Below are 25,044 nucleotides of genomic sequence, written 5' to 3'. Positions count from 1 at the left end.
TAGATGGTGCAAGAATCCCATGAGGTCATCTCCCGTAAGCACTCGCTTACGACACGCGCGCTGCGTCTTGCCATATTCCGCATTGGCTTGGTGTCGTTGAGCGCGGGGGCGATTTCCTACTATGTCAACTCCACCTCGATCGAAAGAGAGGTAACCGGGCAGTTGCTGTTGTCTACCGAGCAGTCCTTGCAGCGCGAAGCCTTGCCGTTTCGTGAAATCAAGGATCTGCAACAGAACTTTCTCAATGAGTTCAAGGAAATCCTGTCTCGCCCTGGCATGCAAGCCAGGCTGGTGAACGACTTCCAGCAGATATTCTACCGTCACGAAGACGGCTCCTATACGCAGCGCCCTCAGCTGTTCGAAGGCCAACCGTTGGCCGACGGGCGCCGCTTTGCCGAGATGTCTGCGACCTACGCGCCTGACATCGCGCCCAACGACGACACCAAGGCGCGGTTTGCCCTGTCCTACATCCTGTCCCACAAGTACGGTTCCAGCACCAAGGGCCGTCTATTCAATTTCTACGGCGTGGTGCCCGAAAAAGGCTTCCCCATCTATCAGGACGCCGACATCGCCAAGGTGTTCACCTACTCGGGGCCCGAAGCCCTCAAGCTGGAAACTTATGAGTTCTTTGAGCGCGGCTTCGGCACGCCCGGCAACGACACACTGTTTACCCGCATGTATTGGGATTTCTCCAACAATGCCTGGATGACGACCATCGCCACGCCCGATGTGGCCGATGCGTCCGGCAAGCACCGTATCCTGGCTTGTGTCGATGTGCTGCTCGATGAGCTGATGAAACGTACCGCCAAGCCCGCCATGCACGGTGCGTATAGCACGCTGTTCATCGCCAACGATGAAGGCACGCTGATCTACCATCCTGGCGTCATGGAACAGGTCAAGAGCAGCGAGGGCAAGGCATCCATCCAGTCGCTCAAGATGGCTCAATACTACCCGTTGCTCGAAGCTGTTCCCGCGCTGGCGCCTGGCCAGGCGCGGATCGTCCAGACTCAAGACGACATCGTCGCGATAGGCCTCATTGCCGATACGCCTTGGGCGCTCGCTGTCCATTACCCGCGCAAGCTGATGACCCCGGCGGTGCTGGATAACCTGGCGATCGTGGTTATTCTTGGGCTGCTGACCCTGTTGGTGGAAATCTTCATCTTGCGTTCCATTCTGCAAAAGCAGGTGGCGGCGCCGCTGTTTCGCTTGATCCAGGCGGCGCGACTCCTTGGGATAAGCAAGGAGCGCCTGCGAGCCCAGCAGTTGCCAACCCAGTCCTCTGACGAAATCGGTGAGCTGGCCCGCGCCTTTGCCACAATGGCCGAGCGGGTCCAGGATGCCCATGAACATCTGGAACTCAAGGTGCAGGGCCGCACCGCCGAACTCGAAAAAGCCAATCGACAATTGTATGAGCTGAGCAACACCGATGGCTTGACTGGTATTGCCAATCGTCGCTATTTCGATGAAGTGCTGCACAGTGAATGGCGGCGCAGCTTGCGTGCAGGCACCGTGCTGTCACTGATGCTGATCGACGTCGACTATTTCAAGAAATATAACGACCACTACGGGCATCAGGCAGGTGACGACTGCTTGCGCAGGGTCGCCCAGGCACTGAAGACCCATGCCCTGCGGGCGGGTGATCGGGTGGCGCGCTACGGCGGCGAGGAATTTGTGCTCATCACCACCACCACGGGGATCGACAAGGCCTTGGAGCATGCCCAGGCCATTTGCCAAGCGACGCAAGACATGGCACTGCCCCACGAAATGTCACCGTTCGGCAGGGTGACCGTGAGTATTGGCCTGGCAGTGATGGCGTTCATCAAGGAGGGGACGGCAGACGAACTGCTCAAGCAGGCCGATCAAGCCCTTTACAGCGCCAAGGCGCGGGGCCGCAATCAGGTGGTATTGGCCGATAGCGTCGTGAGGAAGATTGTTTGAAGGACGTGCGCCACGGGTTCTTTTGCGGACAGGGCTATGGGATGAACCCAGCGTCAGCCCGGGCTTGCGCCGCAATCAGTTGCACCAGTATCTCCGCCGGTTCGGCAAGGCTTGGTCGAGTCCGATGGACGAGCCCGACATCACGGTGGAAGGTGTGCTCCGCGAGGTCGAGGGCGCGCACACCCTCTGGCCATTTGCGATGGGTCGCGGTTTGCGGCACCAGGGCCACACCGACGCCATTTCCAACCAGCTTGATGATGGCCTCCAGTTCATCCAGCTCGCTGACTTCATGCAAGGCGAAATGCATCTTGCGCAGGAAACGGTCCACCTGCCGGCCGCCGAACGACACCCGGTCATAACGAATGAAGGGTTGGCTGCCAAGCAGTTCGGCCCAGTCCTCTCCGGGGAGCGCGCTCGGAACGATCAGTCGATACGGCTCCAGCGCCAGAGTCATCCAGCGCAGATCGCTTTGCAGCGAGAAAGGCGGGCGGATGATGGCGGCCATGTCGATTTCGCCGGCATCCACCAGGTTGATCAACTCCATCGATACGCCAGGAAGGACCCGCGTTCGGCATTGCGGACATTGCTGGTGAAACCTGGCGAGCGCGTCTGGCAGGAAGGAGCGCTGCACCGAAGCGATAGCGCCAATGTTCACCAGGACGCTGGGGGCAAGCCCGGCAGGACTCGCGCCAAGATTGTCGTAAAGGCGCAACAACTCCTGGGCTTGCAAGAGTATTTGATGGCCCATCCGATTGAGATGAGCCGAGCGTCCCTTGCGGTCGAAAATCTCGAAGCCAAGCTCGGCCTCCAGACGCTGGATCTGCGCGCTGACCGCCGCCTGGGTGAGACCGATTTTATTGCCTGCGGCAGCGAAAGTACCTTCCCGTGCTACGGCGATAAGGGTCTTGAGTTCTTTGATCATTCACAAATATTAATTGTGTTACTGAGAGAAATATATTGTTTTTCTTGTTTTTAGCCCGGCCTTACGATGGCCCGGTCCTTACAAAAGCAACAGGAGCCATGATGAGCCTTTCTCCCTTCCACCTCGCAATCCCTGTTTATGACCTTCCAGGCGCTCGGGCCTTTTATGGCGAGGTGTTTGGGTTGCAAGAGGGCCGCTCCAGCGCCCACTGGGTCGACTTCAATTTCTACGGTCATCAGTTGGTGATCCATGAACAGCCGAAGACCGCTTCCCAAGAGAGCGTCCACAGCAACCCGGTAGATGGGCACGACGTGCCGGTGCCTCACTTCGGCATCATTCTGGGTTGGCAGGAGTGGGAAGCGCTGGCCGAGCGGCTGAAATCCTTTGGCACCGAGTTTGTGATCGAGCCTTACATACGTTTCAAAGGGCAGGTGGGGGAGCAGGCCACGATGTTTCTGTTCGATCCTTGCGGTAATGCGCTGGAGTTCAAGGCGTTCAAGGATATGAGCCAGATTTTCGCGAAATAAAAGGAAGGGGCTGCTGGTTAATGCCTATCAGTCAGGAGCAAACGGCATAAATCTGTGGGAGCAAAGCTTGCTCGCGATAGCGGCAGAGTTGTCAATATCGTTGTCGGCTGGCTGACCGCAATCGCGAGCAAGCTTTGCTCCCACAGGTTTGCAGCTCAACTGACATTAGGGGCTGTCGGTGGCTTGATAATGGTCAGCTTGTGACGAGTTTTAAACAAGGTCACAAGTTGTCAACGATCTTCAGGATGCGTAAGCTGCCTCCATGAACCAGCCCTCAATACCTTCGCCCAGCACCCGCGGCCCCGCCGATCACGACATTCGAAACCAGATTGTCGCGGCGGCCAACGAGCATTTCAGTCAATACGGCTATGGCAAGACCACGGTGTCCGACCTGGCCAAGGCCATCGGGTTCTCCAAGGCCTACATCTACAAGTTCTTCGACTCCAAGCAGGCGATTGGCGAGGCCATCTGCAGCCAGTGCCTGGCAGAAATCGTCGCGGCGGTGGAGCAGGCCATCAGCGAAGACGGGCTTTCAGCGACGGAGCGTTTTCGCCGCCTGGTCAAGGCCCTGATTACCACAGGCGTAAACCTGTTTTTCAATGACCGCAAGCTCTATGACATTGCGGCGTTTTCCGCGTCTGAGCAATGGCCCAGTTCGCAAGTCTATAACGCTCGGATCAAGAGCTTCGTGTTGCAAATCGTGCGCGAGGGACGCGAACTGGGCGAGTTCGAACGCAAGACGCCATTGGACGAAACCGTAGACGCGATCCATCTGGCGCTGCGGCCTTTCGTCAATCCCTTGCTGCTGCAGTACAGCCTCGATTACGTCGAGGTTGCCCCCACGCTCACCTGCAACCTGATCTTGCGCAGCCTCATGCCTTGAGCTGTGGCTGAAGATTGCACCCAGGCCATTGCAGGCGCCGCCTTTACCCATCCGATTCACCTCCCGTTCCAGCGACTGATGTTCGCCTTTATTTATCCTGTTCGTGACCATTGACACAAATGGTCACATGAATAAATATGACGCATCTGCTCTTAGCCTGGGGCGTCGGTATGACGAGCTTTGCCAAACTGCTGCAGCAATTCGATCCAGACGCCCCCTTTGTTTCTCCGCCCAACTGGCAGCAAGGTCGTACCATCTTTGGCGGGCTTTCGGCGGCGTTGTCGCTGCAGGCGGTCTTGCGGGAGCGTCCGGCGGATTTTCCTCCGTTCAAGTCCGCCCAGGTGTCGTTCATCGCCCCGGTGACGCAGGCCCAGACGTTCGATGTAAGCGTGTTACGCCAAGGACGCTCAGTCACCTCGGTATCCGTCGACTGCCTGTCGGGCAATGACCTTGCGTTGCGCACGATTCTGCTGTTCGCCCAGCCCCGGGCGAGCAAGATTACGCACGATTCCTGGGGCCGGCCGTTTGTGGCGGGACCGTCTCACTACGCCACCCTGGCGCTGGACAGCAAGATTGCTCCGGCTTGCGCCTATAACTTCGAGATGCGTCCTGCAGGCGGTTCGCTGCCGGTGTCCGGTGCTGAAAGTCCCGAATTATTGATGTGGGTACGCCATCTGGATGCCCAGGGCGTGGACCCGGCCGTTGCCCTGATTGCACTGGCTGACAGTTTGCCGCCGGCCGCCATGACCTGTTTCACCGAACCCGCCGCTATCAGCTCCGCGTCCTGGATGATTGACCTGCCGCAGCCAGCCGCTGTCGGCGAATGGTTCCTCGTCAGCTCTTTCAGCCAGCAGGCGCTGGAAGGGTACTCGCTACAGGACATGGAGATATGGGACGAAAGCGGCCGCCGCGTGCTTTGGGCACGCCAGACGGTGGCGATTTTTACCTGATACAAAACACCCTAACCAGACTACCGCTCCCAGAGTTCCAATAATGAAAAAAATAAAGCTCAAGGCCCCTATGGGTCTTGCCGTTGCGTTCGCCACCTCTCATGCGCTTGCAAGCGGTTTTGCCCTCAATGAACAGAGCATCAGCGGGATGGGATCGGGGTTTGCCGGTCGCTCGTCCTCGGCCGAGGACGCGAGCACCGTCTTCGGCAACCCCGCGGGCATGTCTCGTCTGAAATCAGAGCAGGTCAGCCTGGGGGCGGCGACGCTCTTCGCGAAGAATGACATCAGCCAGACCCGCAGTACCTTTGGCGGCCAGGAAGACGGCGACGTCGTGCCCACGACCACCGTGCCCATGGGTTACTACGTCAAGCCCATCGATGAACATTGGGCGTTCGGCGTGGGTTTCTATGTGCCGTTCGGCTTGATTACCGATTACGGCAGCGACTTTGCCGGACGCTACTATGGCAACAAAAGCGAGGTCACGACGCTCACGTTTCAGCCCACCATCAGCTATGCCTTCAATGACAGGGTTTCGATCGGGTTCGGCCCGACGGTCAACCGTATCAGTGGCGAGATAACCGGCACAGTGCCCAACCCACTGAGCCCGGGTCGCAATGATGGGAAACTCAAAAGCAACGGCGACGATACAGCACTTGGTTTCAACGCCGGTATCCTGGTGCAGGCGACGGATCGAACCCGTGTGGGATTGACCTACCATTCCAAGGTCAGCTACCACCTGGACGCCAAGACCAAGGTCACCAACGGCATCTTTAGCGTGTTAGGTGTCAGCGGCGAGAGCTATGACGCTTCGCTGGATGTGGACACCCCGGAGTCCGTGGACGTGTCGGTGACTCACCAGCTCGACAATGATTGGACCTTGTACGCGGGCAGTACCTGGACACGCTGGAGTCGCTTCAAGGAGTTGACCATCGAGAACACCGGCTTGCCACCTTTATTGAGCGGTGCGCTGGGCACCATTACCGAAGAGCAGAACTGGCACGACACGTGGGCTCACGCCATTGGCACGTCATATCAATTGAATAACCAGTGGGTGTTGCGCGCAGGTTTTTCGGTCGACCAGTCGCCCGCCAACAACACTAACCGTGGGCCACGTATTCCTACCGGCGACCGAAAAATCATCAGTTTCGGCGCCGGCTGGACGCCAGTGGACAACGTCACGATCGACGTCGCTTATTCCTATCTGTGGGAGGAGAGCGTACGGGTCAACCAAACCTCGCCAGCCAGAGGTGCCTACAGCGCCAAGTACAGGAACAGCGCGAGCGGCCTGGGTACTTCCGTTAGCTATCGCTTCTGATTGAGTGCCGCTTTACCGGCCGGGAGTATAGGCTGACTCCCGGCTTTCAGAGCGCTTCGCCATCCTTTCAGGCGCCCATGATGCGTGCCATGAGACCTTGGTGAAACCGACGCGGCGTGGCCCAGGTCAGGACGGTCATTGCCTTGTTGCCAAAGCCCGGCACGACACTCAATCGTCCGGCTTGCAGTGCTCGAATGCCTGCGCGGACCACGGGTTGTGGCTGCATCATGACCATTTTCAAGGCTGGCGTAATCGTTTGCCTGGCGCTTTGCGCAAACCCTGTATCCGACATCCCTGGACAAAGTGCCGTCACGATGACGCCGTCGCTTTTCAGTTCACGATGCAACGCATCAGAGAAGCGCAGCACGTAAGCTTTAGCGGCAGAGTAAACGGCAAAATTCTTCACGCCTTGAAAAGACAGCAGGCTGGCGACCATCAGGATGTGTCCACGCTTGCGGGCTCGCATGTCTGCCGCGAAGACGTGAGTCAGGGCCGTCAGGCTGGCGATATCCAGATCAATCATGGCCAGGGAACGATCCAGAGGCTGATCCAGAAAAGGCCCTTGCAGTCCATGTCCCGCATTGTTGATGAGCACATCGATCACTATTTTTCGCTCGCTCAGACGCTTATGCAGTTCGATGACGGCGGGGATCGACGACAGGTCTACTTGCTCGACGATCACATCAATGGCGAAGCGTTCGCGCAACTGAGCGGATAACGCTTCGAGCTTATCCAACCTGCGCGCTACCAGGACGAGCGATTTTCCCTTCGCTGCGTATTGCCGGGCAAACTCTTCGCCAAATCCGCTTGAGGCGCCAGTGATGAGCACCCAGGAGCGTTCGTTCGGTTTCATATCGTTGTTCTCTGGTTGTGAGCTGAAGGAGAGGGGGGCGCAAGTGTTGTGTTATTGGGTCAGCTCAGCGAGTCGCCACCGGTTGGGTTTCAGAAGGCTGCCAGCCACCGCCGAGCGCCCTGAATGCTGCCACCGCCGCCCGTGCCGATTCCGTGCGTGCTTGCGCCCGGGCATCGGAGACTTGCAGCAGCGTCGCGTCGGCATTCAGGACATCGATCAGGCTGGCTGTGCCTTTCTGATAGGCAATGAATGACGATTGGCGGGCCTGCGTCAGCGAGGTTTCGCCCTGGGTGAGGGTGCTCGCCTGGGATTCTCGATTCACCAGCGCGGAGAAGGCGTTCTCGACGTCCTCGGTGGCGCGCAATACGGACTGACGGTAAGCCGCCAGCGCTTCGGCTTCCTGCCCCTTGGCCTGGTCGATTTGCGCATTGATGCGGCCAAAGTCGAAGAGTCTCCAGCGCAGGCCCAGCGCGCCGGCCGCCTGGCTGGCGTCGCCGGTGAAGAGGTTGCCGGCGGAAACTGCCGTGGCACTGCCCAGCAATGCACTGAGGGAGAATTTCGGATAGTACTCAGCAACGGCCTCGCCGATACGCGCATTGGAGGCGGCAAGACGGCGCTCGGCCACGATCAGGTCTGGTCGGCGGCGCAGCAGATCGGCGGGGGTTCCCATGGTCGTTATCTGTGGTGCCAGAGGGATGCTTCGTCCGTTCACCAGTTGCGTGCGATGGGTGCCGGGCGGCGTGCCAAGCATGACGTCCAGCGCATTCATGGCGGCATCCAGGCCGGTCTGCAGCACGGGTACCGTCGCCCGGACCTGCGAGAGGGTGCCCTCGACCTGGTGAACCTGATAGCTGGCCGCAAGTCCCTTGCTGTAGAGCAGTTGGACTTTCTCCAACAGATCCTGCTGCGTCTTGACTTGTTGGTTGGCGATGTCCAGCCGCGCCTGCAACCCGCGGGCAGTGATGTAGAGATCCGCGGTCTGTGCAGCAACGACCAGTCGTGTGGCCGCGACGCCTGCCTCTGAAGCTTGGTATTGGGCCAATGCGGCCTCGCGTCCACGGCGCAGGCCGCCGAAGAGGTCGATTTCCCAGCTGGCCCCCACGTCAAGTTCGTAAGCGTTCCCGTACCGATCGTATCCAGGCGTCGAGTTCAGCACTTGGCCAAGGGGTGTTTCCACGGATTGGTATGAGCGGGCGGCCTGGCCGCTGATGTTTCCAGAGGGCAATAACGCGGCATTTGCAGCACCCAGGCCTGCCCGTGCCTGGGTGACACGGGCCGAAGCCTGGGCCAGGTCCAGGTTCTGCTCAAGTGCCTGGGCAATCAGGTCGCTGAGCACTGGATCAGCAAAGCCTTCCCACCATGCGACAAGGCTGGCCGATGTCGCTGCGGACCGCTGCTCGACAGACGCCTGGCCCAGGTAACGATGCGCCAGCGCAGCGTCCGGACGCTGGTAGTCCGGACCGACCGTGCAACCTGTCATCAAGCTGAAGCTCACCAGCAAAGCGGCGGGGTGGAGGGGCGACATTGAGACTCCTGGAGTCATGGATGGTTTGTGACCATATTATATTGTGGTCACAGTCTGTCAATGAGCGTTCGTAGGCCGCAGCAGCAGGCTGATCTATTAATCCGTAGACATTGCTGCAACCAATGCAGCGTGATGAATTGTGACGATTGACAGAAATGGTCACCGGATTGAGAATGAGGCTCCTGTCCTATCTGCCCAAAAGGGAACCTATGCTCCGGCTTCGACCTGTCACCTTTGCCGTTTGCTTGTTGCCTCTCGTCCTGACGGCGTGTGGCGACTCATCCACCGCTAAAGATCCACGCACGCTTGCGCCCTTGGTGCGGGTCTCTGAAGTCCAGGGTTCGTCTGATCTCTCACGATCTTTTACCGGTGTCGTGGCGGCTCGGGTCCAGAGCGATCTGGGCTTTCGGGTAGCGGGCAAGGTGCTTGAGCGCCTGGTCGATAGCGGGCAGGCCGTCAAACGGGGGCAGCCGTTGATGCGCCTCGACCCCATCGACCTGGGGCTGCAGGCGCGAGCCCAACAAGAGGCGGTCGCTGCCGCCCGGGCCCGGGCCAAGCAGACCGCCGATGACGAGGCACGCTATCGCGACCTGGTCGCCGCAGGCGCTATTTCCGCCTCGGGCTACGACCAGATAAAAGCCGCTGCCGATACCGCCAAGGCACAACTGAGTGCCGCACAAGCGCAGGCTGACGTTGCCCAGAACGCGTCTGGTTATGCCGTGTTGCTCGCCGATGCCGATGGCGTGGTGATGGACACGCTCGCCGAGCCTGGGCAAGTCGTCAGCCCCGGGCAAACCGTGGTTCGACTGGCGCGGGCAGGGCAGCGTGAAGCCGTTGTGCAATTGCCCGAGACCTTGCGGCCTGCCGCAGGCGCTACCGCACAGGCGACGCTTTATGGCGTTACCACGGGGGCGGTCACCGCGAAGCTGAGGCTGCTGTCGGATTCGGCTGATCGCGTGACGCGGACCTTCGAGGCGCGGTATGTGCTGGAGGGGGCGCTGGCCAATGCGCCGCTGGGTTCGACCGTCACCCTTCGCATCGCCGAAGACAGCGCGCAACGGCAGGCGCTGCAAGTGCCGATCGCTGCCGTTTTTGACCCGGGCAACGGCACCGGCGTGTGGGTCATAGACGGGGAGCCGGCGAAAGTCACCTGGCGACCTGTGCAAATCCTGGGTTTGAGCGATGACGCTGCGCGAGTCGCCGGCAAGCTCAATGTGGGCGAGCGTATTGTCGGGCTCGGCGCCCATCTGCTGCGTGAAGGGGAGCAAGTGCGGCTGGCTAAACCGGGTGACGTGAAGGTTGCCGGGGGCCGTCCATGAGCCTCAACCTGTCGGCACTCGCCGTTCGCGAGCGCTCCATTACCGTGTTCCTGATCTTTCTGATTGCCGTCGCAGGCACCTTGGCGTTCTTCCAGTTGGGACGTGCCGAGGACCCACCGTTTACGGTCAAGCAGTTGACCGTCATCACGGCATGGCCGGGCGCGACCGCCCAAGAGATGCAGGACCAGGTTGCCGAGCCGCTTGAAAAGCGCCTGCAAGAACTGAAGTGGTACGACCGCACGGAAACCTACACCCGTCCGGGCCTGGCGTTCACCATGGTGTCGCTGGTCGATCGCACGCCACCTTCGCAAGTACAGGAGGAGTTCTATCAGGCGCGTAAAAAGCTCCAGGACGAAGCACTCAAGTTGCCGGCGGGCGTGATTGGGCCGATGGTCAATGATGAGTTTGCCGATGTGACGTTCGCGCTGTTCGCCCTGAAAGCCAAAGGCGAGCCGCAGCGGCTTCTGGTGCGTGATGCCGAAGCGTTGCGTCAGCGCCTGTTGCACGTGGCGGGGGTGAAAAAGGTCAACATCATTGGCGAGCAGGCCGAGCGCATCTTTGTGTCCTTCTCCCATGACCGGCTAGCCACCCTGGGCGTTTCGCCCCAGGACATCTTCGCCGCGCTGAACAGCCAGAACCTGCTCACGCCCGCCGGCTCCATCGAAACCAACGGGCCGCAGGTTGTCCTGCGGGTAGACGGGGCCTTCGATAAATTGGCGAAAATTCGCGACACGCCCCTGGCGATTCAAGGTCGCACGCTCAAGCTCTCGGACGTCGCGACCGTTGAGCGTGGTTATGAAGATCCGGCCACCTTCCTGGTGCGCAATAACGGCGAAGAAGCGCTGTTGCTGGGCGTCGTGATGCGCGAGGGCTGGAACGGCCTGGACCTGGGCAAGGCCCTGGACGCGGAGACGGCCAGGATCAATGAAGGCATGCCACTGGGCATGACGTTGACCAAGGTCACCGATCAAGCGGTGAACATTGACTCGGCCGTCGGCGAGTTCATGGTCAAGTTTTTTGTCGCGCTGCTGGTTGTCATGCTCGTTTGCTTTCTCAGCATGGGCTGGCGTGTAGGCGTTGTGGTCGCAGCCGCCGTACCGTTGACACTGGCGATAGTGTTTGTGGTGATGGCGGCCACTGGAAAGAACTTCGATCGGATCACCCTGGGCTCGTTGATCCTGGCGCTCGGGCTGTTGGTGGATGACGCCATCATCGCTATCGAGATGATGGTGGTGAAGATGGAGGAGGGCTATGACCGGATCAAGGCCTCCGCGTATGCCTGGAGCCATACGGCGGCACCGATGCTCTCCGGCACGCTGGTGACGGCGATCGGATTCATGCCCAACGGTTTCGCTCAGTCGACCGCTGGCGAGTACACCAGCAACATGTTCTGGATCGTCGGCATTGCCCTGATCGCTTCCTGGGTGGTGGCGGTGGCCTTCACCCCTTACCTGGGGGTGAAGCTGTTGCCGGACATCAAGCAGGTCGAGGGCGGCCACGCAGCCATCTATAACACTCGACACTACAATCGTTTTCGCCAGGTCCTGACCCGCGTCATTGCGCGCAAATGGTGGGTGGCCGGCACTGTGATCGCGACATTTGTCGTGGCGATTCTCGGCATGGGGCTGGTCAAGAAACAGTTCTTCCCGACCTCCGACCGTCCGGAGGTGCTGATCGAAGTACAAATGCCCTATGGCACCTCCATTGAGCAGACCAGCGCCACCACCGCCAAGGTCGAGGCCTGGTTGCAAAAACAGGACGAGGCAAAAATCGTTACGGCCTACATCGGCCAGGGCTCGCCGCGCTTCTACCTGGCAATGGCGCCGGAACTGCCCGATCCTTCGTTCGCCAAGATCGTGGTATTGACCGACAGCCAGGAAGCGCGCGAGACCCTCAAGTTCCGTCTCCGCGAGGCGGCTGCCGAGGGGCTCGCCCCAGAGGCGCGGATCCGGGTGACGCAACTGGTGTTCGGCCCTTATTCGCCATTTCCGGTTGCCTACCGGGTGATGGGGCCGGATCCGTCGACATTGCGCGAGATCGCGGGTCAGGTCCAGGATGTCATGCAGGCGAGCCCGCTGATGCGAACCGTCAATACCGACTGGGGACCGCTGGTGCCGACGTTGCATTTCACCCTGGACCAGGATCGTTTGCAGGCCGTCGGCCTGACGTCAAATGCCGTCGCGCAGCAATTGCAGTTCCTGCTCACGGGGGTGCCGATCACGGCGGTTCGCGAGGACATCCGTTCGGTGCAGGTGGTCGGTCGTGCTGCCGGTGACATTCGCCTCGATCCGGCCAGGATCGAAGGGTTCACCCTGGTGGGCGCGGCGGGCCAGCGCATTCCGTTGTCCCAGGTGGGTGAAGTCGATGTGCGCATGGAAGATCCGATTCTTCGTCGCCGTGATCGCACCCCGACCATGACCGTACGCGGTGACATTGCCGAAGGCTTGCAGCCACCGGACGTCTCGAGCGCGATCATAAAGGCACTGCAACCGATCATCGAGACGCTGCCGAGCGGCTACCGGATCGAGCAGGCCGGTGCCATCGAGGAGTCGGGCAAGGCCGGCAAGGCGATCGTGCCGCTGGTGCCGATCATGGTGGCGCTGACGCTGCTGATCATCATCGTGCAGGTGCGTTCGATCTCGGCCATGATCATGGTGTTCCTCACCGCACCGCTGGGCCTGATTGGCGTGGTGCCGACGTTGCTGATCTTCCAGCAGCCGTTCGGGATCAACGCCCTGGTCGGACTGATCGCACTGTCGGGCATCCTGATGCGCAACACACTGATCCTGATCGGGCAGATCCATCACAACAAACAGGAAGGGCTGGAGCCCTTCCATGCGGTCATCGAGGCCACGGTGCAACGGGCCCGTCCGGTCTTACTGACGGCACTGGCGGCCATCCTGGCCTTCATTCCGCTGACGCATTCGGTGTTCTGGGGGACGCTGGCCTACACGCTGATCGGCGGCACGTTCGTGGGCACCATCATGACGCTGGTGTTCCTGCCCGCGATGTATTCCATCTGGTTCAGGATCCGTCCTGACCCTTCAGCACACGCTCAGACAGCACCGCAGGTTTAAGCCCGTGCACTTGTGCTTTTTAGTGAACATTGACTGATATGAAGAGGTTCCAATGATGACTTCCCAAGGGCAAAAACGCGTCGTCGTCACCGGCGTGGGCATTGTCGGCCCGTTGGGCTGTGGCGTTGAAGAAGTCTGGCAGCGCCTGCTGGCCGGGCGCTCCGGCATTCGTATCCTGTCGGGCGATATTACCGAGGGAACTGGCGTGGCGGTGGGCGGCCAGGTGCCGTCGTTGGAGGAGGACGCCATCGCCGGTTACGACCCGGAGCGCATCATCCCGGCCAAGGATCGCAAGAAGATGGATCGCTTTATCGAGTTCGCCCTGGTAGCCGCCGACGAAGCCCTGGCCCAGGCCAACTGGCATCCGACCGAAGCGGCCGACCAGGAGCGGACCGCCACTATCATCTCGTCGGGCGTGGGGGGCTTTGGCGCGATTGCCGGTGCCGTACGCACCACCGATGAGCGTGGCCCGCGCCGATTGTCGCCGTTCACGGCACCTGCTTTCCTGGCCAACATGGCCGCCGGGCACGTTTCCATCCGCCATGGTTTCAAGGGGCCACTTGGCGCGCCGGTAACGGCCTGCGCGGCTGGGGTGCAGGCCATTGGCGATGCGGCCAGGCTGATCAGGAGCGGTGAGGCGGATATCGCCTTGTGCGGCGGTACCGAAGCGGCAATCGATCGTGTCACCCTGGGCTGCTTCGCGGCGGCTCGCGCGCTGTCCACGGGATTTGCCGAGCGCCCGCAGGAGGCCTCGCGTCCCTTCGACCGTGATCGCGATGGCTTTGTCATGGCCGAGGGCGCCGGCGTGCTGGTGATCGAATCGCTGGAACATGCCCTGGCACGCGGGGCCAAGCCCCTGGCGGAACTGGTGGGTTATGGCACCAGTGCCGATGCCTACCATCTGACGGCGGGCCCGGAAGACGGCAACGGCGCTCGGCGTGCGATGGAACAGGCGCTGCGCCAGGCCGCTGTCAGCCCGGCCGATGTGCAGCATATCAATGCCCACGCGACGTCTACCCAGGTGGGCGACAACGGTGAACTGGCGGCGATTCGCTCGGTGTTCGGGCGCGATAGCGATGTGGCGATCACCTCCACCAAGTCGGCCACCGGGCATCTGCTGGGGGCGGCTGGCGGTATTGAGGCTATTTTTACGGTGTTGGCGCTTCGGGACCAGATCGTTCCGCCTACCCTGAACCTGGTTCATCCTGATGAGGCTGCATTGGGGCTTGATCTGGTTGGCTTGGAGGCCAGGAAGATGCCGATTACCTATGCGCTTTCCAATGGGTTTGGGTTTGGTGGGGTTAATGCCAGCGTGTTGTTTCGTCGTTGGGGGGCTGAGGTTTAGGGGGCGTGTGTATATCCGTTGCTGCGGTAACGGCCGCTTATGGTTCCGCCCTGACGGCGGGTCACTTTCGAAAAGCCCGGAAGCCGGCCCAGTCGAAAGTAACCAAAGCGCTTTTGCCCCACCACTCGGTGCCTCGCCTAGGCTCGGCATGCCCTCACTCCGGCATTGCTCCGTGGGCCCGCCGCGAAGGGCCATCCATGGCCCAGCGCGGCTACCTCGGCATCCATGCCGAGGTGCCCACGGATCAATGCCTGCGTTCGGCCATCGTGGTTAACGGGGCGCCCGAGATCAACGTCCACCGCGAGGCGGCCTGATAGCCGACCTGGTTCTTCGTGGACCGCGCTCCTCCTGTGGGAGCGAGCTTGCTCGCGATGAGGCCAGCAAGCCCAACATCCATGTGACTGAACTACCGTCATCGCGAGCAAGCTCGCTCCCACATTCAATCTTCAGCGGACACAAAATTCATATCCAACACAGACCTCCTGTGGGAGCGAGCTTGCTCGCGATGAGGCCAGCACATCCAGCATCTTCATCGGCTATGACACCGCCTTCGCGAGCAAGCCCAATAGCCATGTGACTAACCCATAACCATTGGTGAGGCATTTTTGCGCTTTTCCCGAAAGTTTAAGTGGCCGCAGAAACAGAACTGATTTATTCAAGGGCTGGAAGCAACGCTGCGATCTGCATTATTGATGTCGATCAGCATCAAAATGATTGACCGCTACGATTATGATCATCATCATAAGGCTGCCAGTCGATGATCCAAGAGCACAGTTGCGATCTTCTGACCGGAAAAACGTCGATAGCCGGAAGGAAAGTCATGATGATCAACAAACCCGTAGCGTTAGTGACCGGCGCTTCATCCGGCATCGGCGAAGCCATTGCACACAAGCTCGTGGCCGCAGGCTACAGCGTCTACGGCACCAGCCGACGCGGCGGGCAGGCGGGGCAGCAGGGGTTTCCACTGTTGGTGCTCGATGTCACTGACGATGCCAGCGTCGAAGCGGCCATCCAGGAGTTGCTGACGTTGGAGGGGCGGATCGATCTGTTGGTCAACAATGCCGGCTTCGGCATCGCGCCCGCAGCAGCGGAGGAGAGTTCAGTCGAGCAGGCCAAGGCCCTTTTCGATACCAACTTCCTCGGCATCGTACGCACGACGCGCGCGGTGGTGCCGCACATGCGACGCCTGGGCGCTGGCCGCATCATCAACATCGGCTCTATCCTCGGCGTCGTGCCGGTTCCTTATGCCGCCCTCTATTCAGCCAGCAAGCATGCGGTGGAAGGTTATTCGCAAGCGCTGGATCACGAATTGCGTACCCACGGCATCAGGGTCACGGTTGTCGAGCCCGGCTATACCAAGACTCAATTCGAGAGCAACAACCTCCAACCCGACGCTAGACTCGACGTGTACGAAGACGTTCGGGTAAAAGTGACGAAAGTGGTAAGCCAGGCCATGGCGACCGCCGATGGCCCCGACGTAGTGGCCGATGTGGTACTCCAGGCCGCGCGGGCCGAGCGTCCGAAGTTGCGCTATACCGCTGGCAAGGCGGCCGGCCAGTTGCAGTTTCTGCGCAACTTTGCTCCTGCGCGCTTGCTGGACACGGGTATCCGCAAGGCGTTGCAACTCGAAACCAAATGGCCTGCTCAGGCACGCTGACAGCGATGACGATCCGTTTGAACGAACAGGAAAAAACCATGACATTCAAAGCGCTGCTCTCGAGCAAAACCGGCGACGCGATCTCGACCCAGTTGGTCGACTTCAAGGACGAGGACCTGATGCCCGGTGACGTCACCGTCGCGATCGAGTTCTCGACCGTGAACTACAAGGACGCCATGGCCCTCAGCGGACGCTCCCCCGTCATTCGCCAGTTTCCGTTGATTCCGGGCATCGACTTCGCCGGTATCGTCGAAACATCCAGCCACCCGGGGTTCGAGGCCGGCGACCGGGTGCTGGTCAACGGCTGGGGGCTGAGCCAGACCCACCACGGCGGCTTTGCGCAGAAGGCGCGGGTGAGCGGTGACTGGCTGGTAAAAATCCCGGAAGTATTCTCGACCCAGGCAGCCATGGCCATCGGCACCGCAGGCTACACGGCGATGCTCAGTGTCCTGGCATTGGAGCATGGCGGGCTGACCCCAGATCGTGGCGATATCCTGGTCACCGGTGCCAGCGGCGGCGCCGGCTCGGTGGCCATCGCTCTGCTGTCGGGCCTGGGCTATCGAGTGATCGCCTCGACCGGACGGCAAGAGGAGGGCGACTACCTGCGCGACCTTGGGGCGACACAGGTCATCGACCGCAACACCTTGTCGCAGCCGGGCGCGCCAATCGCCAAGGAGCGCTGGGCTGGCGTCATTGATTCGGTGGGCAGCCACACTCTGGCCAATGCCTTGGCACAGACCCAATATCGCGGCGTTGTCGCTGCCTTCGGGCTGGCCCAAGGCGCGGATCTGCCTGGCTCGGTACTGCCTTTTATCCTGCGCAACGTGACCCTGGCCGGTATCGATTCGGTCAATGCTCCGCAAGCGGTGCGCCTGCAAGCATGGTCGCGACTCGCCCAGGACCTTGATTTGAGCAAGCTGGCCCGCACCACCCAGGTGGTTGGCTTGGCAGAGGTTCCGGCCGTTGCCGCGCGGGTGCTGGAAGGCAAGGTGCGCGGGCGCACTGTCGTGGACGTTAACGCATGAACACCGCTTCGCGCGCTTTCCGTTATCTGGCGATCGTCTCGGCGCTGTTGTTTTTTGCGTTGGCGGCCATCTGGTTGTTCGCGCCGGCCACGTTGTTGGCCAATTGGGGCGTGGTCTTCGATGGCGGTACCACGGGGTTGGTAGGCCGGCGTGCAGCACCACTCTACGTGGGCATTGGTGTCGCGTTGCTATTGGCACGCAATGCGCCGCCCTCGCCAGGGCGAACCGCCGTGGTGGCGGGGTTTGTCACCACGTGCCTGCTGCTTGCGCTGCTGGGGCTGGGCGAGTGGGCCGTGGGACATGTGGAGTCGGGCATCTTGCCAGCGGTGCTGGTGGAGGTTGCCCTGGGGCTGGCGTTCTGGTTTGTCGTAGGTGCCGAAGGTGGGGCAAAGGCTCAGCGCTGAACATCTGAGGACCGCGCCGATGCCTCGTCAAGTCAGCGTCACAGCATGCGGCGCAGAACATCGTTTCGAGGGTCGCGATCATAAAACCGGTGTTTGAGGGCACCGGCAATATGCACCACGATCAGGCCGAGCAGGGTGTAGGCGAGCACTTTATGCAGCCATTGGAAGACAACGAACCAGTCGTCATTCTTGCTCAGCAGCTCGGGAAGGTTCACCCCAAAAAAGAACACCCCGTCACTCATCGTGTAGGTGCTCGACATCGAATAGCCCATCAACGGCACGATCACCAGCAGTGCATACAGGGTACGGTGCGCAAGCCTTGACGAAACTCTCTCGTACCGCGCCAGCGTCTCCGGCGGTTGCGGCAGCCGGGGGGTGCGCACACGCAGGGCGATCTGAATCAGGACCAGCAGAAACGCCAGCACCCCAAAGGATTTGTGCCACGGGTAGTAGAGCTCATATTTGCTCGCCACTTCGTCATCGAGCCCGGTCATGTGCCAGCCCGCCCAGAGGAGGCCGGCGATGAGCACGGCGCGCACCCAGTGCAACATACGCAGGGATGTCGGATACCGATCAATTATTGTTTGATTTACCGGATTCATCGCGGTCTCTCCATCGATCATCAAGGCATCGAAAATGCACGTTTGAACGGCCACCCTCTATGACACAGGGGTGGTCCGGTCAGTGCAGGTTTTTGTTCTCAGTTGGGTAGCAGTACGGTGATGACTTTCTCCTCGGTATAGGCCAGCGCGCCGCTAAATCCGCCTTCACGGCCAACGCCACTGGACTTGACGCCGCCCCAGGGCAGGTTGGCGTCCAGCGGGCTCCAGCAGTTGATGCCCACGGCACCGGCCTTGACTGCTGCGGCGACGCGGTGCGCTCGCACCAGGTCGCTTGTCCAGACCGTGGCCGCCAGGCCATAGTTGGAATCGTTGGCCAGCGCGATCGCCTCATCTTCGCTGTCGAACGTGATCACCGTGCCAACGGGGCCGAAGATCTCGTCCCGGGCGATTGCCATGTCATTGCGGGCGTTGGCGAAGATCGTCGGCCGGACAAACCAGCCCTGCTCAGGGTTCGATACACCGCCGGCCAATAGGGTGGCGCCTTGGTCGATGCCCAGTTGGATATATCGGTTAACGCGATCCAGTTGCGCCTTCTTGGCCACCGGCCCCATCTGCACGCCGGGTTCGCGAGGGTCGCCGACCTTGACGGCTCGCGCGGCATCGGCAAGCGCCGCGGCGAAGCGATCTGCGAGGCTGCGTTGGACCAGGATGCGCGAGCCGGCCGCGCAGATCTGTCCCTGGTTGGCGAACAGGCCGAGCGAGCAACCGAACAGCGCGTCCTCGAATGAGGCGTCGTCGAAGACAATCTGTGGGCTCTTGCCGCCTAGCTCCAGTGCCACGTGCTTGAAAAGTACGCCAGCGGTGCGCTGGATTTCGCGTCCGGCCTCGGGGCTGCCGGTGAAGCTGATCTTGGCGACGTGCGGGTGCTCGCACAGGGCGCGTCCCACCTCGTTGCCATAGCCGGTGACCACGTTGATCACCCCGTCAGGAAAGCCCGCTTCCTGAGCCAGCGCCGCCAGGTGCAGGGCCGACTGTGGCGTTTCTTCCGAAGGCTTGATGACCACGGTGCAGCCGGCCGCCAGCAAAGCGGCGAGCTTCCAGACCGTGATCATCAGCGGCGAGTTCCAGGGAACGATGGCGCCAACCACGCCCACCGGCTCGCGGATCGTGTACGAGAGGGCCTTGGTGCCGAAGTAGCCGCCGGTGGGAATGGTGCGGCCCTCCAACTGGTTGGCCCAGCCGGCGGCGGCGCGCAGGTTGGCGATGGCATTGGGTACGTCCAGCCGGCGCGGCTCGATCGGTGAGCGCCCGATGGCATTGGCGTCCAGGTCAGCCAGCACGTCGGTGTCGCGCTCCACCAGGTCCGCCAGCTTCGACAACAGCCGGCCACGCTGGGCGCCATCGAGCTGGCTCCAGGCGCCACCCTCAAGTTGGCTGAGTGCCGCCGCTACGGCGCGGTCCACGTCCTGGGCCGTGCCGCGCGCGGAGCTGCCGTAGATCTGTTCTGTCACGGGGTCGACGAGTGTGATGCGACGCCCGTCGGAGGCCTCGAAGGACGCGCCTTCGATGAAGTGGTTCAAGCGTTGAGTCATTTTGCAGTCCCTGAGTGATGTGGAGTAGCCGGGGTATGCACACCTCATCCCTTGAGGGAGGCCAGGGCGTCGCCAAAGATGTCCAGTGCCTTGAAGAACAACGCTCGTGAGATCGTCAACGAAGGCATGACGCGCATCACGTTGCTGTAGCGACCACAGGGAATCATCAGCACGCCGTGGCTCAGCAGGTAACCCATGAGTTGGCCGATCTTTTCCGGTGCCAGTGGCGCCTTGGTGACCGGGTCCTCGACCAGCTCAATCCCGATCATCAGGCCGCGACCGCGGACTTCACCGACCAATGGGCTGTCGAAGCCACGAATACGTTCCTGCGCTTCCAGCCCCAGCGTGTGAGCGCGGTTGAGCAGATCGAGTTCCGGGTCCTGGAGGATGCTGATGTTGGTCAGCGCCACCGCGGCGGACAACGAGTTGGCGGCGAAGGTGTTGGGCATCGATCCGTCAGGAATCGCGGCTGCCAGGTCCGAACGCATGATCAGGCCCGCCATCGGCAAGTCGCTGCCGATGCCCTTGCCGAAGGTGAGCATGTCGGGCTTCACGCCCGAGTGCTCGACCGCCCACATCTTGCCGGTACGTCCGGCGCCGGACTGCACTTCATCGACGATCAGCAGCGCACCGCTGCGGTCGCAGGCCTTGCGCAACAGTTGCAGGAACTCGGGTGAGGGTGGCACGTAACCGCCTTCGCCCTGCACCGGTTCCACGATCACGGCGGCCACGTCATCGGCGGCGGTGTAGGGGGTGTTCAGCAGGTAATCCACGTAGTCGCCGGCAATCTGCTCGGCGCTTTTGTGCGTGGTGTCGAAGGGGAAACGGTAGGCATAAGGGTAGGGCGCATGAATGACACCCCCCATCTGGGCGCCGTAGCCCTTGCGGTAGGCCGTGCCTGTGGTCAGCGCACCGGAGGCGTTCCACACGCCGTGGTAGCCGCCGTGGAAGGCGATGATCTGGTGCCGCCCGGTGACGCGCTTGGCGAACTTGATCGCCGCCTCCAGCGCATCGCTGCCGCTTTGCGTGAAGAAGGTGATGCAGTCACCGCGCAAGCCGTCGGGCGCGATCTCGGAGAGCTTGGCGGCCAGTTCGGTGCGCCGCGTGCTGTTGACTTCCAAGGCATGCATCAGCACTTCGGACTGTTCGCGAATGGCCTGCACCACCTTCGGATGGCAACGGCCTACGCTGCTGACGCCCACACCAGCGGACAGGTCGATGTAGGTGTTGCCATCGGCGTCCTTGAAGGTCGCGCCGAAGGCCCGGTCCATGGCCACGGGCATGCGTGCGCCGCCGCGTGCCATCGACTCGGTACGCGCCGACAGCGCCAGGGCCTCGGTGGTCCTGGGGCCAGGAATGGCGGTGGAAATCTGCGGGGCATCGGCGAAATGGAGGGATTCTAGTTTGGCTTCACTCATGACGGTCTCTCAGGATGTCGGTTTCAGTGTCCCGATCATCCTCGTGGCCCGTGCCTGGCCGGTAGCCCGAATCGGCACATTGGGCGGGCCGTCTAGAGCGTCAGCACCAGAGCGCTGACATGATCCAAAGAAAAGTTGCGGAATTCTCTTATTGTGAGAATATCGCGCAACAAGGCATTCTAAAAACAAGAATCTTGGCCGAGGCTTTCGACATCATGAAAAATCAGAACATCAGCCATTTTCGTGACATCCATGTCCACGCCGCCACCGTCCAGGAATGGAACCAGGACTACAACCAGTTAACCGCCGGTTCGGCTGAGAGTTCGCTGATCCAGTTGTCGACAGGGCGTTGCCACGTATTCCGCGAGCAGATCAACCAACGCGTGGTGCAGCATGGCGTGGCCCCCCGAGGCAAGATGTGCTTTGCCGTGCCCATCACCGTCCCGGGTTCGATTCGGATGCAGGGTCGGGAGGTGGACGAGAGCAGCCTGTTCTTTCTTCATGGCGGCGAAGAGTTCATGTTCCACATGCCGATGGGCATGGAACTGCTGGCCATTACCTTCGAACGTGAATTGTTCGAACAGGCGTTGGCGCAAACCGCCTCGGCCAAGGAAATCAGCCAGTTACTCCGCCAACCCGTAATCAGGCTCCCCGCGCAACGCTACGCTGACGCTCGACGTCGGATGCTGGCGGCGTTCTCCCAGGCGCTCTCGAACGAAGAACTCGACAACGCGCAAGATCGGGAGCTGGAACTGGAACAGGCCATGCTCGACGAGCTGCTGCAACTCATGACCGACCCGGCCTGTGATAAGCAGCAGCGTTCGCCAAGCTCCACGCGCAGTTTCATTGTCGAGAAGTGCCATCGCCTGGCGACCGCGGAGCTGAACAACGTGCCCAGCGTCGACGAGTTGTGCCAGCGACTCCAGGTGAGTCGACGTACCGTGCAGAACAGCTTCCGCTCGGTTGCCGAGACGACCCCGCTCAATTACTTGCGCTCCGTGCGGCTCAACGGTGTACGCCGGACCTTGATGACCACCCAGGCGTCGCGTCTTTCGATCGGCGATGCCGCCGCCCAATGGGGTTTCTATCACCTCAGCCATTTTGCCGCGCAATATCAGGAACTGTTTGCCGAACTGCCTTCCCATACGGCCCGTGCGGCCATCAACGACCGCGTGCCTGCCTGAATACTGGCGGATGGATAACGCTCATCTGTGTTTTTTTGAGAAGAGGTCTCTGGTTACCGATTTGGGATAGTGGTGTGTTCAGGGAGAGGCATAGGATCGAATCCAGCGTGCGACAAGAACAATAACGCTATTCGGTGACGGTGAGCGGTTGACCGCATCGATCCTACAGCGCCTGCCTCATACAATAAGGTCAAGAAAACATGAGTGTACCTCTCCCGGTCAACAGCTCCACGGAGCTCAAGCGTGGGGCCCTGGGTGTCGGCTTCATCATCTTCTTCGTGGTTTCGGCGGCGAGCCCCTTGAGCGTCATCGCCGGCGGTTTTCCCATTGGCATCATGCTGGGCAACGGCGCCGGCACACCGGCGTTGCTGATCCTGGCGTTGCTGGTGTTACTGGCGTTCTCGGTGGGCTACACGACCATGTCCCGGCACGTCACCAACGCCGGCGGTTTCTATGCGTTTACCTCGCGCGGCCTGGGTGGCCTGGCCGGTGGCGCGGCGGGGGTGCTGGCGATGTTTGCCTACAACATCCTCCAGGTCGGCCTGTATGGCATGTTCGGGGGTGTGGTCAGCGGCACGATGGAAAGCGTGTTCGGCCTGGTATTGCCCTGGTGGTCGTACTCGCTGATGGCGATGGCCAGCGTTGCGATTCTCGGCTATCGCAAGATCGATCTGTCGGCCCGGGTGTTGTCGGTCATTGTGATCGCCGAATACCTGGCGATCCTGGTCCTGGATTTCGCTATTCTCAGGACGGGCGGCGACAGTGGCATCAATCTCGACGCGTTTGAGGGCCGCCACGTGTTCAGCGGCACGCCGTCAATCGGCTTGCTGTTCTGCTTCGCCGCGTTCATCGGCTTCGAGGCCACCACTATCTACGGCGAAGAGGCCAAGAACCCGCAACGTACGATTCCGATTGCCACCTACTGTTCGGTGTTGCTGATCGGTGGGTTCTACGCGCTGTCGGTCTGGTCGATGGTGATTGGCGTAGGGGCGGACAAAATCGTCTCCACGCTTCAGGCCTTGCAGGACCCTACAACGTTTATCTATGGCATGTCCGATCATTTTGTCGGCCCGCACCTGACCCAGGTCATCCGCGTGCTGTTCATGGTCAGCATCTACGCCGGGCTGCTGGCGTTCCACAATGCCGCGGCGCGTTACTTCTATGCCATTGGCCGTGACGGTTTGCTGCACAGCCGGTTGGGCACCACCCATCGCGTCCATCAGAGCCCGCACATGGGCTCGGCGTTGCAGAGCTTGATCTCCGCCGTGGTCGTGCTGATTTTCGCCGCGATGGATGCCGATCCGATCCTGCAGCTGTTCGCCTGGCTGTCCAACCTGGCGACGCTTTGTGTGATTTTGCTGATGGCGCTGACGTCCGCCGCGGTATGGGCCTTTGCCCAGCGCCACCCCGAGCTCAAGCTGGGAATCTGGCGTGGACGGATTTTCCCGGGGTTCTCTTGCCTTGCGTTACTGGCGGTCCTGTTTATCGCGGTGGTGCATTTCGATGTGCTGACGGGCGCGAGCAAGGCCTTGTCGTACGGCCTCTGCGCGATCATTCCCGCAGCCTTGCTGACCGGCGTGTTCCTCGCGGCGCGACTGCGCAAGGTAGCGCCGCAACGGTATCGGGTGTTGGGCAGTCACAAGCTATAGGAGCGGCGCAGTATCGATGGCGCTTGAAAAGGATAAGGCTAAGCTCATTGGGTTCCCGCGTTCCAGTGCCTCGGCGGCCGGGGTGCCAGGCTGGACCTAAATAGCAGAGGAGTCTTGCGATGACGCTTCCACAAGCGTTGGCATTCGATGTGTTCGGTACCGTGGTTGACTGGCATTCAGGCATCGCACGTGAGGCGAGTACCTTCGTGTCGACCTACCTGCCCGCTGTCAGCCCCGCCGAATTTGCAATGCAATGGCGCCGGTTGTATGCGCCAGCGCTGCGCGAGTGCATCAAGGGGCATGGAGGCTTCGTCGTGCTGGACACATTGCACTACGAGACGCTGGTCCAGTTGTTGACGACTTACGGCCTGGAAGTCGAGCGGGTTGCCCCCGAGGTATTGCACTCGCTCGCCCATGCCTGGCGCCGCCTGGACCCTTGGCCTGAAGTGGCCGAGGGCCTGGCCTTGCTGCGCCGACGCTTTGCGGTGGTGACCTTGTCCAATGCCAATGTGGCCTTGATGATCGCCATGAACCGCTACAACGGTTTGCAGTGGGACGCGCTGCTGGGGGCGGAGTTCGCGCAAACCTACAAACCGGATCCTGCGGCGTACCTGTCCACGGCCAGGGCACTGGACATCAAACCCGCTGAACTCTGCCTGGTGGCCTGCCACCACAGCGATCTTGCGGCCGCCAGGGAGTGCGGCCTGATGACGGCCTATATCGACCGACCCATGGAGTACGGTGGAGCACCTGCCCCCGATGCAGCCCAAGCCCAGGATTGGGACTGGCAGGCCGATGGTTTCATCGACCTTGATCGCAAGCTTCAGGTGATGTCTACCTGATCAAGCGCATGAGCCGTTGAAAGCCTGGCTGACGATGGTACTTGATATATATCAAC

Annotated in this window: 20 protein-coding genes; 14 read left to right on the top strand and 6 right to left on the bottom strand. The window is 61.0% G+C overall.

Annotated features, from left to right (window positions below; genetic code table 11):
- Positions 1–3: 3 nt before the first annotated feature.
- Positions 4–1,938 (top strand): GGDEF domain-containing protein, encoded by a 1,935-nt coding sequence (locus AD662_RS15905; protein ID WP_018601479.1) that lies wholly within the window; start codon positions 4–6, stop codon positions 1,936–1,938.
- Between the two features lie 34 nt (positions 1,939–1,972).
- Here the strand turns inward: AD662_RS15905 and AD662_RS15900 are convergent, their stop codons facing one another.
- Positions 1,973–2,860, bottom strand: coding sequence for a LysR family transcriptional regulator (locus tag AD662_RS15900; protein WP_053188734.1), 888 nt, complete (start codon positions 2,858–2,860; stop codon positions 1,973–1,975).
- A 101-nt stretch (positions 2,861–2,961) separates the two neighbouring features.
- Here AD662_RS15900 and AD662_RS15895 point away from each other — a divergent pair, with 101 nt between their 5' ends.
- The 4 genes from AD662_RS15895 (at position 2,962) to AD662_RS15880 (ending at position 6,535) form a co-directional block, all read left to right on the top strand.
- The gene (locus AD662_RS15895; RefSeq protein WP_024618356.1) at positions 2,962–3,387 is read left to right on the top strand and encodes a VOC family protein; all 426 of its coding nucleotides are present in this window, start codon (positions 2,962–2,964) and stop codon (positions 3,385–3,387) included.
- 262 nt (positions 3,388–3,649) lie between these two features.
- Entirely contained in the window at positions 3,650–4,270 is a 621-nt protein-coding gene (locus AD662_RS15890; protein WP_003202289.1) for a TetR/AcrR family transcriptional regulator, read from the top strand.
- A 137-nt stretch (positions 4,271–4,407) separates the two neighbouring features.
- On the top strand, positions 4,408–5,220 hold the full coding sequence (locus AD662_RS15885; RefSeq protein WP_077506805.1) for a thioesterase family protein: 813 nt from the start codon (positions 4,408–4,410) through the stop codon (positions 5,218–5,220).
- A 43-nt stretch (positions 5,221–5,263) separates the two neighbouring features.
- A complete protein-coding gene (locus tag AD662_RS15880; protein ID WP_053188731.1) occupies positions 5,264–6,535 on the top strand; it encodes an OmpP1/FadL family transporter in 1,272 nt (423 codons plus the stop codon).
- A 67-nt stretch (positions 6,536–6,602) separates the two neighbouring features.
- Here the strand turns inward: AD662_RS15880 and AD662_RS15875 are convergent, their stop codons facing one another.
- Positions 6,603–7,388, bottom strand: coding sequence for an SDR family NAD(P)-dependent oxidoreductase (locus AD662_RS15875; protein ID WP_053188728.1), 786 nt, complete (start codon positions 7,386–7,388; stop codon positions 6,603–6,605).
- Positions 7,389–7,452: 64 nt separating this feature from the next.
- A complete protein-coding gene (locus tag AD662_RS15870) occupies positions 7,453–8,913 on the bottom strand; it encodes an efflux transporter outer membrane subunit (RefSeq protein ID WP_053188726.1) in 1,461 nt (486 codons plus the stop codon).
- A 209-nt stretch (positions 8,914–9,122) separates the two neighbouring features.
- On the opposite strand from AD662_RS15870, the gene AD662_RS15865 reads away from it, so the two are divergent.
- The 6 genes from AD662_RS15865 to AD662_RS15835 all read left to right on the top strand — a co-directional run bounded on the left by AD662_RS15865 (position 9,123) and on the right by AD662_RS15835 (position 17,740).
- On the top strand, positions 9,123–10,232 hold the full coding sequence (locus AD662_RS15865; protein ID WP_053188868.1) for an efflux RND transporter periplasmic adaptor subunit: 1,110 nt from the start codon (positions 9,123–9,125) through the stop codon (positions 10,230–10,232).
- Positions 10,229–13,309, top strand: a complete 3,081-nt coding sequence (locus AD662_RS15860) for an efflux RND transporter permease subunit (protein ID WP_053188722.1) — start codon at positions 10,229–10,231, stop codon at positions 13,307–13,309. Before AD662_RS15865 ends, AD662_RS15860 begins: the two co-directional genes overlap by 4 nt.
- A gap of 52 nt (positions 13,310–13,361) precedes the next feature.
- Positions 13,362–14,654, top strand: coding sequence for a beta-ketoacyl-ACP synthase II (gene fabF, locus AD662_RS15855; protein ID WP_053188719.1), 1,293 nt, complete (start codon positions 13,362–13,364; stop codon positions 14,652–14,654).
- An 823-nt stretch (positions 14,655–15,477) separates the two neighbouring features.
- Positions 15,478–16,311 carry an oxidoreductase gene (locus AD662_RS15845; protein WP_053188714.1) on the top strand — a complete coding sequence of 278 codons (834 nt, stop codon included), beginning with the start codon at positions 15,478–15,480 and terminating at the stop codon, positions 16,309–16,311.
- 38 nt (positions 16,312–16,349) lie between these two features.
- Complete coding sequence (gene acuI / locus AD662_RS15840; RefSeq protein ID WP_053188866.1) at positions 16,350–17,336, top strand: acrylyl-CoA reductase (NADPH); 987 nt, start codon at positions 16,350–16,352, stop codon at positions 17,334–17,336.
- Positions 17,333–17,740 carry a hypothetical protein gene (locus AD662_RS15835; protein WP_018601450.1) on the top strand — a complete coding sequence of 136 codons (408 nt, stop codon included), beginning with the start codon at positions 17,333–17,335 and terminating at the stop codon, positions 17,738–17,740. The genes acuI and AD662_RS15835 overlap by 4 nt, the downstream gene beginning before the upstream one ends.
- A 38-nt stretch (positions 17,741–17,778) precedes the next feature.
- Here AD662_RS15835 and AD662_RS15830 read toward each other — a convergent pair whose 3' ends face one another.
- The 3 genes from AD662_RS15830 to AD662_RS15820 all read right to left on the bottom strand — a co-directional run bounded on the left by AD662_RS15830 (position 17,779) and on the right by AD662_RS15820 (position 21,313).
- A complete protein-coding gene (locus AD662_RS15830) occupies positions 17,779–18,342 on the bottom strand; it encodes a cytochrome b (protein ID WP_024618793.1) in 564 nt (187 codons plus the stop codon).
- A gap of 98 nt (positions 18,343–18,440) precedes the next feature.
- Entirely contained in the window at positions 18,441–19,895 is a 1,455-nt protein-coding gene (locus AD662_RS15825; protein WP_053188711.1) for an aldehyde dehydrogenase family protein, read from the bottom strand.
- Between the two features lie 44 nt (positions 19,896–19,939).
- Positions 19,940–21,313, bottom strand: a complete 1,374-nt coding sequence (locus AD662_RS15820; RefSeq protein ID WP_053188708.1) for an aspartate aminotransferase family protein — start codon at positions 21,311–21,313, stop codon at positions 19,940–19,942.
- Between the two features lie 215 nt (positions 21,314–21,528).
- On the opposite strand from AD662_RS15820, the gene AD662_RS15815 reads away from it, so the two are divergent.
- The 3 genes from AD662_RS15815 (at position 21,529) to AD662_RS15805 (ending at position 24,988) form a co-directional block, all read left to right on the top strand.
- Entirely contained in the window at positions 21,529–22,497 is a 969-nt protein-coding gene (locus tag AD662_RS15815; RefSeq protein WP_024618790.1) for a helix-turn-helix domain-containing protein, read from the top strand.
- A 200-nt stretch (positions 22,498–22,697) separates the two neighbouring features.
- The gene (locus AD662_RS15810) at positions 22,698–24,146 is read left to right on the top strand and encodes an APC family permease (RefSeq protein ID WP_053188706.1); all 1,449 of its coding nucleotides are present in this window, start codon (positions 22,698–22,700) and stop codon (positions 24,144–24,146) included.
- Between the two features lie 119 nt (positions 24,147–24,265).
- Positions 24,266–24,988, top strand: a complete 723-nt coding sequence (locus AD662_RS15805; protein ID WP_053188703.1) for a haloacid dehalogenase type II — start codon at positions 24,266–24,268, stop codon at positions 24,986–24,988.
- Positions 24,989–25,044: the final 56 nt, after the last annotated feature.

The sequence above is a fragment of the Pseudomonas kilonensis genome, assembly GCF_001269885.1.
GTDB lineage: Bacteria > Pseudomonadota > Gammaproteobacteria > Pseudomonadales > Pseudomonadaceae > Aquipseudomonas > Aquipseudomonas kilonensis.
The sequence above is the reverse complement of the archived record's forward strand: the minus strand, read 5'-3'. Positions and strand labels throughout refer to the sequence as shown.

Excerpts from the sequence above, each read along its gene's own strand:
- AD662_RS15825 (WP_053188711.1), bottom strand. The coding sequence starts at position 19,895 with ATGACTCAACGCTTGAACCACTTCATCGAAGGCGCGTCCTTCGAGGCC.
- AD662_RS15805 (WP_053188703.1), top strand. The coding sequence starts at position 24,266 with ATGACGCTTCCACAAGCGTTGGCATTCGATGTGTTCGGTACCGTGGTT.
- AD662_RS15835 (WP_018601450.1), top strand. The coding sequence starts at position 17,333 with ATGAACACCGCTTCGCGCGCTTTCCGTTATCTGGCGATCGTCTCGGCG.
- AD662_RS15845 (WP_053188714.1), top strand. The coding sequence starts at position 15,478 with ATGATCAACAAACCCGTAGCGTTAGTGACCGGCGCTTCATCCGGCATC.
- AD662_RS15885 (WP_077506805.1), top strand. The coding sequence starts at position 4,408 with ATGACGCATCTGCTCTTAGCCTGGGGCGTCGGTATGACGAGCTTTGCC.
- AD662_RS15875 (WP_053188728.1), bottom strand. The coding sequence starts at position 7,388 with ATGAAACCGAACGAACGCTCCTGGGTGCTCATCACTGGCGCCTCAAGC.
- acuI (WP_053188866.1), top strand. The coding sequence starts at position 16,350 with ATGACATTCAAAGCGCTGCTCTCGAGCAAAACCGGCGACGCGATCTCG.
- AD662_RS15890 (WP_003202289.1), top strand. The coding sequence starts at position 3,650 with ATGAACCAGCCCTCAATACCTTCGCCCAGCACCCGCGGCCCCGCCGAT.
- AD662_RS15870 (WP_053188726.1), bottom strand. The coding sequence starts at position 8,913 with ATGTCGCCCCTCCACCCCGCCGCTTTGCTGGTGAGCTTCAGCTTGATG.
- AD662_RS15900 (WP_053188734.1), bottom strand. The coding sequence starts at position 2,860 with ATGATCAAAGAACTCAAGACCCTTATCGCCGTAGCACGGGAAGGTACT.
- AD662_RS15820 (WP_053188708.1), bottom strand. The coding sequence starts at position 21,313 with ATGAGTGAAGCCAAACTAGAATCCCTCCATTTCGCCGATGCCCCGCAG.
- AD662_RS15865 (WP_053188868.1), top strand. The coding sequence starts at position 9,123 with ATGCTCCGGCTTCGACCTGTCACCTTTGCCGTTTGCTTGTTGCCTCTC.
- AD662_RS15860 (WP_053188722.1), top strand. The coding sequence starts at position 10,229 with ATGAGCCTCAACCTGTCGGCACTCGCCGTTCGCGAGCGCTCCATTACC.
- fabF (WP_053188719.1), top strand. The coding sequence starts at position 13,362 with ATGATGACTTCCCAAGGGCAAAAACGCGTCGTCGTCACCGGCGTGGGC.
- AD662_RS15815 (WP_024618790.1), top strand. The coding sequence starts at position 21,529 with ATGAAAAATCAGAACATCAGCCATTTTCGTGACATCCATGTCCACGCC.
- AD662_RS15905 (WP_018601479.1), top strand. The coding sequence starts at position 4 with ATGGTGCAAGAATCCCATGAGGTCATCTCCCGTAAGCACTCGCTTACG.
- AD662_RS15810 (WP_053188706.1), top strand. The coding sequence starts at position 22,698 with ATGAGTGTACCTCTCCCGGTCAACAGCTCCACGGAGCTCAAGCGTGGG.
- AD662_RS15880 (WP_053188731.1), top strand. The coding sequence starts at position 5,264 with ATGAAAAAAATAAAGCTCAAGGCCCCTATGGGTCTTGCCGTTGCGTTC.
- AD662_RS15830 (WP_024618793.1), bottom strand. The coding sequence starts at position 18,342 with ATGAATCCGGTAAATCAAACAATAATTGATCGGTATCCGACATCCCTG.
- AD662_RS15895 (WP_024618356.1), top strand. The coding sequence starts at position 2,962 with ATGAGCCTTTCTCCCTTCCACCTCGCAATCCCTGTTTATGACCTTCCA.